This is a genomic window from Acetobacter orleanensis (genome assembly GCF_001581005.1).
GTDB lineage: Bacteria > Pseudomonadota > Alphaproteobacteria > Acetobacterales > Acetobacteraceae > Acetobacter > Acetobacter orleanensis.
In genome coordinates this window covers 1-12687 of record NZ_LHZV01000043.1, presented here as the reverse complement: position 1 = coordinate 12687, position 12687 = coordinate 1, and the positions used below count along the sequence as shown (strand labels likewise).

The 12687-nt window shown below is 47.8% G+C and carries 13 protein-coding genes and 1 pseudogene; 9 read left to right on the top strand and 5 right to left on the bottom strand.

Going from position 1 to position 12687, the window contains the following annotated elements:
- The first annotated feature begins 9 nt into the window (after positions 1 to 9).
- The 4 genes and pseudogenes from AD949_RS02080 to AD949_RS13610 form a co-directional block, all read left to right on the top strand.
- Positions 10 to 720: a TetR/AcrR family transcriptional regulator gene (locus tag AD949_RS02080; RefSeq protein WP_048836609.1), complete on the top strand. Its 711-nt coding sequence runs from the start codon at positions 10 to 12 to the stop codon at positions 718 to 720.
- Complete coding sequence (locus AD949_RS02075; RefSeq protein WP_048836608.1) at positions 717 to 1622, top strand: SDR family oxidoreductase; 906 nt, start codon at positions 717 to 719, stop codon at positions 1620 to 1622. The genes AD949_RS02080 and AD949_RS02075 overlap by 4 nt, the downstream gene beginning before the upstream one ends.
- The gene (locus AD949_RS02070; RefSeq protein ID WP_048836607.1) at positions 1619 to 1948 is read left to right on the top strand and encodes a 4Fe-4S dicluster domain-containing protein; all 330 of its coding nucleotides are present in this window, start codon (positions 1619 to 1621) and stop codon (positions 1946 to 1948) included. The genes AD949_RS02075 and AD949_RS02070 overlap by 4 nt, the downstream gene beginning before the upstream one ends.
- A gap of 524 nt (positions 1949 to 2472) precedes the next feature.
- Positions 2473 to 2669, top strand: a pseudogene (locus tag AD949_RS13610) (transposase); the annotation flags it as partial.
- Here AD949_RS13610 and AD949_RS14715 read toward each other — a convergent pair.
- Together AD949_RS14715 and AD949_RS13955 are read right to left on the bottom strand one after the other, a co-directional pair.
- On the bottom strand, positions 2658 to 2921 hold the full coding sequence (locus AD949_RS14715; protein WP_156475911.1) for a hypothetical protein: 264 nt from the start codon (positions 2919 to 2921) through the stop codon (positions 2658 to 2660). The pseudogene AD949_RS13610 and the gene AD949_RS14715 sit on opposite strands and share 12 nt — an antisense overlap.
- A 157-nt stretch (positions 2922 to 3078) precedes the next feature.
- The gene (locus AD949_RS13955) at positions 3079 to 4707 is read right to left on the bottom strand and encodes a hypothetical protein (RefSeq protein ID WP_141325496.1); all 1629 of its coding nucleotides are present in this window, start codon (positions 4705 to 4707) and stop codon (positions 3079 to 3081) included.
- Between the two features lie 435 nt (positions 4708 to 5142).
- Here AD949_RS13955 and mobC point away from each other — a divergent pair, with 435 nt between their 5' ends.
- The 3 genes from mobC to AD949_RS02045 all read left to right on the top strand — a co-directional run bounded on the left by mobC (position 5143) and on the right by AD949_RS02045 (position 8971).
- A complete protein-coding gene (gene mobC, locus AD949_RS13605; protein ID WP_082064839.1) occupies positions 5143 to 5532 on the top strand; it encodes a plasmid mobilization relaxosome protein MobC in 390 nt (129 codons plus the stop codon).
- A gap of 22 nt (positions 5533 to 5554) precedes the next feature.
- Complete coding sequence (locus tag AD949_RS14430; RefSeq protein WP_244463427.1) at positions 5555 to 7345, top strand: relaxase/mobilization nuclease domain-containing protein; 1791 nt, start codon at positions 5555 to 5557, stop codon at positions 7343 to 7345.
- A 252-nt stretch (positions 7346 to 7597) separates the two neighbouring features.
- The gene (locus tag AD949_RS02045; RefSeq protein ID WP_061504609.1) at positions 7598 to 8971 is read left to right on the top strand and encodes a site-specific integrase; all 1374 of its coding nucleotides are present in this window, start codon (positions 7598 to 7600) and stop codon (positions 8969 to 8971) included.
- A 243-nt stretch (positions 8972 to 9214) separates the two neighbouring features.
- Here the strand turns inward: AD949_RS02045 and AD949_RS02040 are convergent, their stop codons facing one another.
- Entirely contained in the window at positions 9215 to 10672 is a 1458-nt protein-coding gene (locus AD949_RS02040) for a phosphoribosyltransferase-like protein (RefSeq protein ID WP_061504608.1), read from the bottom strand.
- A gap of 7 nt (positions 10673 to 10679) precedes the next feature.
- On the opposite strand from AD949_RS02040, the gene AD949_RS02035 reads away from it, so the two are divergent.
- On the top strand, positions 10680 to 10973 hold the full coding sequence (locus AD949_RS02035) for a hypothetical protein (RefSeq protein WP_141325528.1): 294 nt from the start codon (positions 10680 to 10682) through the stop codon (positions 10971 to 10973).
- Positions 10974 to 11014: 41 nt separating this feature from the next.
- On the opposite strand, the gene AD949_RS02030 is transcribed toward AD949_RS02035, so the two are convergent.
- Together AD949_RS02030 and AD949_RS02025 are read right to left on the bottom strand one after the other, a co-directional pair.
- A complete protein-coding gene (locus AD949_RS02030) occupies positions 11015 to 11347 on the bottom strand; it encodes a HigA family addiction module antitoxin (protein ID WP_048836984.1) in 333 nt (110 codons plus the stop codon).
- A gap of 61 nt (positions 11348 to 11408) precedes the next feature.
- On the bottom strand, positions 11409 to 11627 hold the full coding sequence (locus AD949_RS02025; protein WP_244463467.1) for a type II toxin-antitoxin system RelE/ParE family toxin: 219 nt from the start codon (positions 11625 to 11627) through the stop codon (positions 11409 to 11411).
- Between the two features lie 313 nt (positions 11628 to 11940).
- On the opposite strand from AD949_RS02025, the gene AD949_RS02020 reads away from it, so the two are divergent.
- Positions 11941 to 12687, top strand: a 747-nt coding sequence (locus AD949_RS02020) for a DUF6538 domain-containing protein (RefSeq protein WP_346186931.1), incomplete at its 3' end; no start/stop codon positions are given.

The following is a 12687-nucleotide window of genomic DNA, read 5'->3' as shown; positions in this document are numbered from 1 at the left end:
GGAGAAACCATGCCCTCACGCCCTTCCAGACTTTCCGCGACGGATCGCAGGCAGGCGATCCTGTCAGCGGCCGCTCCCGTTTTCGCCCGCCTTGGTCGGGAGCGGGCGACCACAAAAGAGATCGCCAGAGCGGCGGGGGTTTCCGAGGCCCTTCTTTACCGGCACTTTGCCAGTAAGGAGGTGCTTTACGCGGAACTTGAGTCTCATTGCGTCGAGGCAAACGCCGTCGGCAGCCGTCTTCTCGCTGAAGCAGCACCTTCGACAGCAACACTGGTCACCGGTGTTGCGTTGCTCGTGCAGGCGGTCTTTCCCGGCATCGGAGATGCACAGTCTCATAATGATACCAAGCGGCTGGTCACGGCCAGCCTGCTGAGCGACGGGCAGTTCGCGAAGGCTTTCCTCGACAGGCATGTGAAACCATGGATCGGCATTTTCGAACGCTCCTTCCGGGCTGCGCAGGATGCGGGTGATGTGGAGGACGGTGTTCAGACCGGAAGTGCTGAGATCTGGTTCGTTCATCATCTGGCGAACACGCTGCATCTGATCAGCCTGCCCGATATCACGGTCGTTGAATACGGCGTGACACGCGCCAAGCTGATCGAGAACACAGTCCGTTTCTTGCTGCGTGGGATCGGCCTCAGAAACACCGCCATAAACCGGCATTACGCCCCTGAAAAACTCAGGACAATTTTTGCATCCATGGATCAGGACACACCATGAAACCGATCAGAAAAATTGCCGTCATTGGCGCGACAGGCCGGCTTGGCGCGCCGGTTACGACCGAACTGGCCAGACATTTCGAAGTCCGGGCCATTGTCCGCTCGCCAGATAAGGCACGCAGGATGCTTCCGGATACTGTCGAGATCGTTCAGGCCGATCTGCGGGACGTTCCGAGCCTGCGCGCGGCTCTAGACGGGGTAGATGCCATTTATCTCAATCTTGCAACTGAAACGGCGGATCCGAATCTTCCCTTTTATGAAGAGCGCGAGGGTGTGCAAAACCTGATGACGGCCAGACAGGGGCTGGACATCCGGTATATTGCCAAGATCGGTGCTCTTGGTGCCTATCCACCGGCGCTCACAAACATCAAACAGAATGTCGTGCCCAATATTATCCGTATGGAAGGGCACAAGATCATTGCGGACACCGGTATTCGACATACCTTCTTCGCGCCGACCCATTTCATGGAGTTGCTGCCTTTCATGATCAGCGGACGTGCGATTCAGTGGATTGGGAATACGCGCGTCAAAATCTGGTGGATCAGTGCCGCGGATTACGCACGATGGGTGGTCGAGGCGTTTCAGAATCCTCAGGCAATGCCAGAACATTGTCCGGTACAGGGACCGGAAGTGATCTCCGTCAGACAGGCGCTGAAGCGTTTTGTAAAAAACTACGACCCCTCTCTCAAAATTCGCGTGGCGCCGCTCTGGGTCATGCGGATGATCGGCCTTTTCAATCCGAAAATGAAATTCGTGGCGCATCTGTTCGCCTATTTCGGAGATCACGAAGATCCGTTTTACGCAGGGGAGACCTGGGAAAAACTGGGGAGGCCGACGACGACGCTTGAGATGTTCGCGCGGGAGCTTCGGCAAAGTCGGAATTTGCAGGAGAGCGTCGAATGAGCGGCAGCGAAATAACGGGAAACAGAGAAAAAGTAATGAGCACACATAAATGCTTGGAAGAGGGGCGAACAGGGCTGGTCGTCCCGATTGTGGATTTCAATCGGTGTGAGGGAAAAGATGCCTGTGTCGCCGTGTGCCCTTACAATGTTTTTGAGGTCCGAAAGATCGACCGTTCTGACTATCGTGAGCTCTCCTTTGTCGGAAAGATCAAAAGCCGCGTTCATGGGGGAATGGTCGCGTATACGCCTCATGCCGATCAGTGCCGTGCCTGCGGTTTATGTGTAAAGGCCTGTCCCGAGCGTGCCATCAAACTCGTGAAAGTCTGATGCGAAGAGAAAATCGGCTGAGCCGCGGTGCCGTGTTCGTCAGGCATAGTCAGCATGATGCATGCTCGTAGCGTGGAGTGACTTTATCCCCGTAAACAGTGTCTGGTTACGGGTAGACTTTCAAGGTCAATGAATGTCTTAAAAGTAGGCGACTGCCGACTTTCTGTTCTGGTTCGCTTGAGCAGACAGGCGAATTAGGGGGGGATGCAGAAGGTCTGCTCTTAGGCAAGGAGAGCGGGTAAGCTGCCCACTCGTGCGTGCCTTAACTGCGATCCTTAGAGTGTTTTCTGCACTGATTGAATCGTAAGGATTTCCTAAAGTGAGGTGATTTGATTCGAGATGATAGCCGGAATGGAGGTCGGCCAGGGATGTCATCACGAAACCTGTCTCTGGATCTCCGCGAACGTGTTGTTGCAGCTGTTTCGAGTTGTCTGTCACGCCGTCAGGCGGCCGAACGGTTCAGCGTCAGTCCGGCGAGTACCGTCCGCTGGTGCGCCCTTGCCGCTACGACCGGTAGAACTGCCGCCAAGCTGAGGCGGGCCGTCCGGGCCAGGGGCATTTCCCCAATAACGACGCGGCCCTCAAGCTTCTCTTCCTGACCTTGAACCGCGCCGAGAAAGAATGGATCATGCCGCCGAGGGAATGGTCCATGGCAAAGCCCCAGTGCGCCATTCTCTTCGGTGACCGCTTCGCGCGTGCCACCGCCTGTTCAACAATGTGAATAACGCATCGCACACGAAATTCCTGGCAGCCCCCAGAGCACGATCACCCCGACATCCTGACGAGACCACAGGAGTGGTTCGATACCAAGCTCGATCTTGATCCGGCGCAGTTCGCCTTCATCAATGAGACCTGGGCCGCCACCATTATGCCGCGCCGCTACGGACGGTGTCTGCGTGACCTCGCACTGACGGACGCATATATTACGGACCGACGACAACGAAAAAAGATCGAGATGCTGTTTGCCCATCACAGGCAGATCCTAAAGCTGAACTGCCTGTGTTTTGCGGCCCGAAGGGGCGTCCGTGATTAATTTTTTAACGCAATTGCCTTCAATTTGGACATAGAACTAGCAAATTGAAGACCGGTCAGCTTTGAAAAATAAAATATCATACTTTCATAAATGATTTTCATAATACTTTGAACTCTTCAGGCGTGACATCATATACATTTTTAAAAATATCCTGAGCCCATTCGTATGAAGTATTGGTATCTGTTTCTACAAATTTATCAAAAAACATATCAAAATTTCCTTCTTTCATTACCATTTGCACGGTTAAATCTCGCAAAACAAGAAAATTATAAAATTCCCCAAGGGTTTTAACAAGGTTTTCATTTTTTATATTAGGAAAATTACGCACAAAAACGCCAGGCTTATCAGATCTTTTTGTGAACAATGTTTGTTGACTAAGCCAAATATCCATTCCATTTTCAGGTAATTTCGAAGAGGCTAGCTTATAACCTATCCAGCAGAAAAAATCCGGATTTTTATATTTATTGCTATAGAATTCCACAAATTTATACAAAATCAGTCTGACTGGCATGTTCTCAGCAGAGAATGATAAAATTCTTCCCTCTTCCATTATTTCATTAATTTCTTTACTCATTTCAGGCCACATTGATACTTCTCTAAAAATTTCAGTTGGTGATTTTATCCCTGCTTTTTCACAAATAAATTCTGATATTTCACAATATTCACCCTTACTTAGATCGTTTAGTTTATTAATTATATTTTTATTATTTCTAATAACTTTACATAATTTAGAAAATCTAGTTCCTGGATCTACACTTGGAATAAACTCTTCAAAATTTTCTATTGCACCAGGAAAGCACGAAGTTGGATTTATTGATAGATCGCAGATAAGCAAGAAAATTCCTACTTCTTTTGATATCGTTTTTTCAGGAAAAGCTAACCCAGTATAATATAAGAATTTATCAAAAGCTACCCTATATACTCCATGCAGATACCCTTGTTCTTCAAAGTGAACTAAACTTTCATCCCCAAGAGCTAAACTTAAGTATTGTATTTGATTAAATATCGCTTGTCCTTCGAATATTTCATAGAGCCCGATGGAGGATATTGCGTCAGAACTGGGTGCAACACCCGAAAACTCGGGATAATTTTTGGCTTTCAATATCCTCATCTGTTTCGTTATAGAATCCGGATCTGTTATTACGCCACCATTACTACTAATAGATAAAATATTACATGAAATGGCATATAAAATAGAAAAGCAATGGCCCCGACCAAGGAAGTAATAATCTTTATAGAATTCACTCAATTTAGAAGGTTTTAATATTAAATTGATTGCAAAGTTTATGTCTAAGTAATCATTTATCAACACGTTAAAACTATCAATACAATTAAATTTCTCTCCGCAATGTTTCTTATAAAACTTTATGAGGGGTTTTACATTCCCTATTTCCGAAATTATTTTTTTGATTTCACTTTTACATTCATAGACAAGAGAAAAACTCGAAAGACTTTGTAGAAAACCAGATGATGATCCTATATGTTGCCACCAGTGTATTGTTTCATGAAGATACGTCGAAAAACTTACTATGTTCCCAATATTTTTTTCTATAAACTCGGCCTGGACACTGTCATCTTTATTAAGATTTTCAATATTTTTCATTATATCTTCTGATAAATCCATATAAAAATCATGGGGAGAATATAAGCCTCTAACACCATTTGTTGCCGTATTCTGCTCAAGTTTATATGGAATAATATTTTCGTTTTTTTCATTTTCGCACATTGCTTAATTTCCTTGTCGTAAATGCATAATGAAATCTATCGTAGATTATCGATATTCTATTTTCATCTCATTGCGACAGTTAAGCGACCTTTCGTGATGCGTCAATCCGGTTATCACAATGATCTCTTCCTGGGTATTTAGTCCCAAAACTAGTCGATTAAAGCGAGCCTAACGTACCTCGGCTTTGAGGCGGAAGGAGACTATACTCAAGCCTCCCATTCATACTGAAACAGACTCTCCAGAAGCCTCCTTCATTTTAAGCGTTAAGAATTTGTTCTTTTTTCGTTCTTTGCATGGAAATAGATTACCTTAGTCTCCATGGGGTTCTGGTCAGGAGCCAGCAGTGTTGAATGGCTACCCAAGGTAGCATTCAACAGCTGGCAAGGGGGAGAAATCTCCCCCGTTGACCCCCTCTTAAGCAAGGAGAAACCAGTCATGCCGATACCTCGAACATCCCGCCTCTCCGTCAGAGCATCGCCAGACGAGCTGATGCGCTGGAACCATATCGCTCGCGCTCAGAGCCATGCCACAACGGCCAACTGGATACGTTCTCTGCTCACCAGTGCAGAACTGTCTGGTCATGATGGCCGACCTGTTCCCGAGGAACTGCGTGGCATACGCCACCAGCTTTCCCGAGTTGGCAACAACCTCAATCAATTAGCCCGTTCTGCAAATTGCGAGGATGCCGTCCGGTGCGGATGTGTGCTCGATGATCTTGACATGCTGATCTGTCAGCTTGACCGGATACTGTCCCGAGCACACAAGATGCCTTCCATTCGGCCAGCCCTTCACAGGTGCAACGAGCCTCATACGACGCGTCATTGAAAGTCCTGTGAGAGCATGATCCATGATCGTCAAGGAAAGCCGGATCACAACAAAGAGCGGAGCGGGTGCCATTGCACGCCATGTTCTGCATGGTGCGAAAAATGAAGCCATCAGAGTTCTGGCCGGGTCTGAATGGCTCCTGCATGACCATATGCGCGAAGCGCACCGCGAAGGACTGAAATACGGTCTCCGTCATATCGCCTTCAATCCAGATGACGCGATGACCGATGAACAGCTTTCAGCCTTTGCCCGTCGTCTGTGTGACGAACTCCATGCAGACCCCGAACACCTCACTCTTGTGGTTCACCAGAAGGACGGAAGCACACATGGCCATCTGATCCTGCCAGAGTGGCAACAGAATCATGTTCTGGAAAGCCGGTTCACATGGATGCGCATGGAAAAAGTCGCGCGCCTTGAAGAAATCCGGCTGGGGCACAAACTTGTGGTTGGTCGACATGACAAGGCGATTGCCAAAGCCTTGCGTAAAGAAGGTCGTCACAATGCCGCGGAACAGGTCGATGCTCTCATTCCTGTTGCTGATGATGCAAAACCCCGCGCTGCCTATACATCAGAGGCGCGACGCATTACCGAACGCCAAGGGTTTGATCTTCCCGCCCTGAAAAAGCTGGTCACGTCCCTCTGGTCGCAATCAGACGGATTAAAGGCTTTCCGGGCCGCCTTGAAAGACCACTCTCTGACGCTGCGTGAAGGCGACCGTAAAGAGACGCGACCGGGTGCTCATATTATTGAAACCAGTGATGGCCTTCTTGTGGGAAGCTTTACCCGTCTTGCAAAAGTCAAAGCAGCAGATTTTCGAAACCTGCTTTCAGAAGAACGGAGCCAAACCGAAGATGAACGAGAACTCAACATCCAGAGTACACGCCTGTCAATCCGCCGGACGACCGTAGATTTTTATAACAAATACCCTATTCCCAAACCGTCTGACACTCAGCCTGTGCCCAGAAAAGCTCCGGTTTTAAAACGCCCGAAAATCCCTGCATGCCGAAAAGAACTATGGCTCAAACGAATAGCTGACGTTGACACTCTCACGACAGAACCACTCCGCTCCACCTCTTCCGTGCACATCATAAGTGCAAAGGAAGCCCGTTTTCGGAAAGAGATCAGGCAAGCCATCGCACAACAACGCGCTATTCTTGCCCAGCAGGCACCCGAAGCGACCTGGAAACCTCTTGATCGAGACAAGATGATAGCGACATGGCGCAAGCAGCTTACCCCTTACCAGAAACAGCTCAGAAAAAGCTTTGACCATTATAGCGTCGCAAAACGAGACTGGCAGGACGCTGAAAAAAGTCGCTGGCAGCGTCTCACTGTGAAAGCCACAAGACTTGAAAGAAGAGCGGATCAGCTCTTTTTCGAATTTCTGGAGGTTCTCCGTTTTGTCGTGCAAGCCTTGCTGCATATCGTGGGGCTGCGTGCAGAGCCGCCCAATCCGATCCGCTCCATCCTGAGTGAAAAGAACAAACCGGCTCTGGAACACTTCAGGAAAACCTATGATACCGAATTTTCAGCCATGGCCGACATAAAGGAGCTGGACCCATGGCTTAACCAGCGTTTTGACCGTATCGTGCAAGCGCGCCAAAAGCGCATTATGGATTGGAACAGAGCGCACAGAGACAAGAAAGATGCTGCTCAGCGTGAGATCAAACGGCTTTCTGATTTGCTCACAACGAAAAATCATAAAGTGAAACATCAGGTGCTTATCAGCCCGTATCGTTCCCGCAGTCCTACATTGTTTCCCGCACCGAACCCGCACACCCGACACCCACCCCCTGGCACACCTTCACCGTTTTGAAGACTTTGGAAAGTCTCTTGACGAGAACTCACTTCTTCTCCAAAGTGTTTCTCGTAAGTCGTTACCAAGAAGGACGTCTTTTAGCGTTTTCCTTGATGAAATCATGAAGGTTTCGAACGCAACTCACCCCGTTCTCCGGGTTCGAGTCCCGCAGTTCGCACCACAGACACCTGAAATAGCACGATTTTTCGGCTGAATGAGGGGCAAAGGCTGTCTTTGCTCCATCGTCCTTCCCCACTGAGGGAAGATTTTATGCTCCGCGTCCGAGGCACTACCTACCACTTTCGTCGTATCGTTCCCCCTATCCTGCGAGCAGCCCTAAACCGGCGGGAAATCTGGGTTTCTTTAAAAACCGGCTACCAGAACGAAGCCCGCAAACGCGCTTCTCTGCTTCATGCCAGAACAACAGAACTCTTCTCTCAGGCCCATCTGGCTCTCTCTGAACCAGACACTTTAAACAGGCTTGAAGGACTGCGGGTTTCACTGCGGGATTTGCAGAGCGTCGGCCTACCTTCATCTGCTCAGGAAACGGGGTCCGTGCCGGTGTCAGCACCGATGCCAAAACCTCGGACAGTGAAGAAAACGGTCAAGCCTCCCAAAACTCAACCCTTGATGCTGTCAGGTGCCCTGAAACGCTTTGTCTTGGACAGCCCCCATGCCAGTGCTGACACCAAGAAAGCGACCCAGCGGGCAGTGGACCTGTTCCTGCAAGCGTTTGGCGATGCCCCTGTATCCATCATAGGGGGCGAGAAGGCCGGGGCGTTCCGTGACCTCCTGTTTTCCCTTCCGGCCTCACTGGGGAAGCGCAAGAGCAGCCTCACCCTTGAAGAAGAGGCACAACGGGCCAGAGAGGAAGGTCTACCAACCTTGAGTGGCAAGAGCGTTAAAAACCATATGATGCGTCTCTCGGCCCTGTGGAACCAGTTACACCAAAGGGAGTTGGTCACACGGAACCCATGGACGGGCTGGAATTTCGAGAATGGGCAAAAGACCATACGCAGAAGCTGGACAGCCAGAGAACTAGCTTTGCTGGCCTCTGCATCATGGCATAGTACTTCTATACCGGAGCAAACTTTCCGGCTGGTCACTCTTATTGCTGCTTATTCCGGCATGAGGCTTGGGGAAATCTGTACCCTGAGAAAAGAAGACCTCCAGACCGTTGACGGTATCCCTTGCTTCCTCATTCAGCCACACGCCGAAACCGGCTGGTCACCGAAGACTGATGCTGGCACCCGCATGGTGCCTGTCCATCCAAAACTGATTGAAGCGGGAGTTCTGGCACTCAAGGATGCCACGAATGGCCCTTATCTCATTGCCGGTCTGGAAACCTCGAAACAGGGTACAAGGGGCGCAGCATTGGGACGGGCTTTCTCATTGCTCAAGACCCGCATTGGTCTGCCAGCAGAAATCACGTTTCACTCGTTCCGGCACACAGTCTCGACGCAACTCAGAAACGCGAATGCAAATATCCGAGAGGTGTGGATTGACCGCCTGCTTGGGCATGAAGCCACCCATAAGAGCCAAGGGATGACTACCTATCTGACCGGCATTTCAACAGCCAATCTGCAACAAACCATAGAGGCAATAAGCTACCCGGAAACAGCCTTTGCAAACGTCACGATTTAAAAGGGAGCCAGCAGTGCTCAATGGCTACCCAAAGGGTCCCATCAAGCAACTGGCAAGGGGGAGAAACCTCCCCCGTTGACCCCCTTATCCATTTTAAAACCCGTTTTTAAAGGGCATAAAAACATGGAATCGACAGAAATCACCAATGCCGATCCAGAAAATATTTGTCCATATGTGAATAATAACACTGATTTTTGAAACAAAAATTTATTCCAAAATTTCCATTATTATTTATGTTATTTGTTAAACCTCAGGCAGTGAAGGAAAAAAAACATTAATTTTTTCCTTCAGTTCCTTACAAAATTCCTCATATTTCTTTTCATCAAGAAACTCGTCAATAAATTTGATAATCGCATCCGCCCTTGAAACAATTGCCCCTCTCCTAATGGTCGCCTTTTCCAGCGCATGTAACCATTTGTCATCAGAAACATCTGCCCTTTCGTCGTCAATAGATAAAGGTTCTTCTGGTAAGCTTGGAAAACGCTCCTTATTGGCATATATTTTATTGATATCAAGAAGAGCTATAAAATTCGGCTTCAAAAACATAACAGGGACATTTTCTAACCCGTCCAATCGTGAAGCTGCTCTCTTTGCATGAGCGTCATTATCAAGAACAAACACTGCATGCTTTTTACTTTGTTGCAAAAGGTCTATAAGTTTTTGCGATTGGTACAATCCGCCCAAAGCAATGGCATTTACTTTTCCAACCTCGATATTCTCTGAAAGTTTTTGCTTCTCAACAAAATAATCAATGAAAATCTCGTCTATTTTTCCTTCGACAAAAAGTGTAATCTCCATTTCTTTACGAATTACCGATAAATTAGTACTATCTTTTTTCTCAAAATCCGCCGATCGTTCTTTTTTGACACTTTTAATTACTTTGGCGGAACCCGGAATATTTGCTGCCCTCGGAAATAACGGAAGCCAATTTTTACTGTTACTCCATATTATAGGCAAGGTCGTATTAGGGGTATTGTGATCAAAAACCAGTAATCCTCCCACATTTGCAAAACCCAACTCAGAATTTCCGACAGATCTACAGTAACGCTTTATAGTCTCAAGACTATCTTCTCGATCAGACATCGGCATTCCATGATAAAATACAGCATCCAAATCTGCAACAGTATCCCTAATACCGTACTCTAATGCTGTTATTACAGAAGATCCGGTTTTTTCTTCTACATGATTTATTCCAGACTCATAACCAGCAACCGTAAGAACAAATATATTTCTTACACGCTCAGATGAATAAACCTCCTCTGCCATCTTGCTAACTTCAGAGGTAATAGTTCTTCCTGTTCCAATTACATCATCAACTAAAACAATATTTTCTATCTTTGATAGATCCAGTTGATCTTCTTCATCACCTGAAATAAAGCTACTTTCTGGAATTTCAGAGGTCACCCTGTAATGATAGGCGATTAATGCTCCACTTTTTGCCGATTTGCCAACAGCAGCAAAAAGTGTATTATTCCCCTTCATGGGAGAGCCTTTATTTGAAATACTTCTGACAAGTTTTGTATGAGCAACCTCCAGAGCAGCCCTAATTTGGCTCGATCCAAGAACATCGAGATGCTCTATAATTTGAACAGCCAATGGATAATCTTCTTTATCAAACTGAAGTACCCATTTCAATGCATGGTCCAAAGAAATTTGTACTGGCCATTTTTTTATAGCTATTTCTATACGTGAAACGAGCATTCGAAGATTGGATGGCAAAGAATGTATCAATTTATTTTCTCATATTATGATGAAGAGCATTCCACAAACCATTAATAAATACGAAAAATCCGTCTTGTATATTAAAAAAATCAACATTGAAAAATCTAATAAACCGCATGGCACCAAAGTAGCGTCACCAGTCTGCTCCTGCATGACTGAGCATACTAACAAGTTTTTCATTCAGGCTTTTACAAAGCAGACAATCTCCCCCGAAGGGGACGGATTTCAAAAAGAACAAGGGGGTCAACGGGGGAAGCATTCCCCCTTGCCTGCTGCTTAATGGGTAGCCATTGAGCACTGCTGGCTCCCTTTAAAAGTAACCTATTGAGAAACCCGATATCCGACAGGTTTCTGAGCCTGCCCAAAGAAACCACTCACCTCAAGATTGCCTTCATGGACACGTGCCTGCGCCAAATCGAACGTGCTCTGCATCCGCATCAGCGTCTCAGCACTAATCCCAAAAGCTTTCTCAAAACGGATAGCCATATCTGCTGATAAGCGTGCCCGGCCATTCAGTAACGCACTGATAGACTGACGAGAGACACCAAAATGCTCGTCGACAGCATTCACACGGATGTTATGAGGTTCCAATAGTTCTGTTTTTATCCAGTCCCCTACATGAACCGCCAGAGAGGAGTGCATTTTAAGAGCCATGATAATCCTCCAATGTCATATCCAGAAGAGCACCTGTTTCACTCACTCTGAATGTCAGACGTCAATTTTTCGTAACGGTCATTGACCATGTTCCTGCCCGGCCGCCTGTTAACGGATGCAATCCATAGTTTGGAGGCACAGACAGTTCTTCCAGAGACCCGGCAGCATCAATAAAGGCCAGTATTTTGCACAAACGACTGATGTCACCGACCAGCCCTTTCGCATTCCCTGTTTCAAAGAAACGCCGGAGCCCTTTATGAGCGATACTGTCTATCTCCATGTGCGTAATGTATGACTTTACAAAAACCGCGTTAAGCGGTGCTTTACGTTCGAAAATATCTATAGTCTGCCGTTCACTCCCTTGACTGCCCCACGGGTTTGCCCGCAGAGTGAACCCGCAGTCACCATGTGAAGGATGATTTCATCTGAAATTATCGTTCTGTTTCAATAGGTTGCCTGACCAGTTGCGTCCATAGCGAGCGGGTTCGAGTCCCGCAGTTCGCACCACTAACCTGTTGAAATATAACAGTAAAATGAGAATTTGGCGGGTCTGCGGGATTCTCCCGTTTGTCTTCCCATAATGGGAATTCGTCATGCTTCGCCTCATCGGCTCACACTACCATTTCCGCCGTGCCATCCCCCAGGACCTCAAAGCCCTTCTGGGCCGGTCTGAAATCTCCCTCTCCCTACGCACCGATAAAAAGTTGATCGCCCGCGAAAGAGCTGCTGATCTGTATGCGCGTACAGGTGACTTCTTTCACAGGGCCCGAACTTTGGACGAACAGGCATCCCCTACTCTTCTGCAAGAGCTTCTGGCCTTGCAAACCCAGATGATCCGGGATCAGGAAACGACTCTTTCCCTCGCAGAAGAGTGCCACGCACTGGAGCAGAAGGCTGAGAAAGCCCGCCATGCGATGGAGATGCTGGAACAGGTTCAGAAAGAGAGCGCCTTTCTCCAGCAGAGCAAGGATCACTTGGCTGCCATACAGACGCGACTGGAATCTCTCAGCCAGCGCCTCAAAACAGGCTCAGCCGTAAGCGCCAAAGAAAAAGAAATGCTTCGGGGGGAGGCAAACCGACTGGCGGCGATGATTGTGGATATTCGCAACAATCAGACACTGGCCCAGCACGCCGGAAACCTTCCGGCATCGTCTCTTGAGCCATTGGAAGATGTGGGGGCAGAAGAAAAGCCTGCTCCTGTTAAATCTTCCTCGCCTCGCCTGTCGGTGATGGCCGAAAAATTCATCTATTCAGACACCACCAAAAGCCCCGACACGCTCAAAGCTACTCGTAAGACCATTGACCTGTTCATTGAGGCCTTCGGCGATAAGCCTATTCGG

Coding starts and splice junctions, on each gene's coding strand:
- AD949_RS02045 (WP_061504609.1), top strand. CDS start 7,598: ATGCTCCGCGTCCGAGGCACTACCTACCACTTTCGTCGTATCGTTCCC.
- AD949_RS02030 (WP_048836984.1), bottom strand. CDS start 11,347: ATGGCTCTTAAAATGCACTCCTCTCTGGCGGTTCATGTAGGGGACTGG.
- AD949_RS13955 (WP_141325496.1), bottom strand. CDS start 4,707: ATGTGCGAAAATGAAAAAAACGAAAATATTATTCCATATAAACTTGAG.
- AD949_RS14430 (WP_244463427.1), top strand. CDS start 5,555: ATGATCGTCAAGGAAAGCCGGATCACAACAAAGAGCGGAGCGGGTGCC.
- AD949_RS02040 (WP_061504608.1), bottom strand. CDS start 10,672: ATGCTCGTTTCACGTATAGAAATAGCTATAAAAAAATGGCCAGTACAA.
- AD949_RS02025 (WP_244463467.1), bottom strand. CDS start 11,627: ATGGAGATAGACAGTATCGCTCATAAAGGGCTCCGGCGTTTCTTTGAA.
- AD949_RS02080 (WP_048836609.1), top strand. CDS start 10: ATGCCCTCACGCCCTTCCAGACTTTCCGCGACGGATCGCAGGCAGGCG.
- AD949_RS02075 (WP_048836608.1), top strand. CDS start 717: ATGAAACCGATCAGAAAAATTGCCGTCATTGGCGCGACAGGCCGGCTT.
- mobC (WP_082064839.1), top strand. CDS start 5,143: ATGCCGATACCTCGAACATCCCGCCTCTCCGTCAGAGCATCGCCAGAC.
- AD949_RS02070 (WP_048836607.1), top strand. CDS start 1,619: ATGAGCGGCAGCGAAATAACGGGAAACAGAGAAAAAGTAATGAGCACA.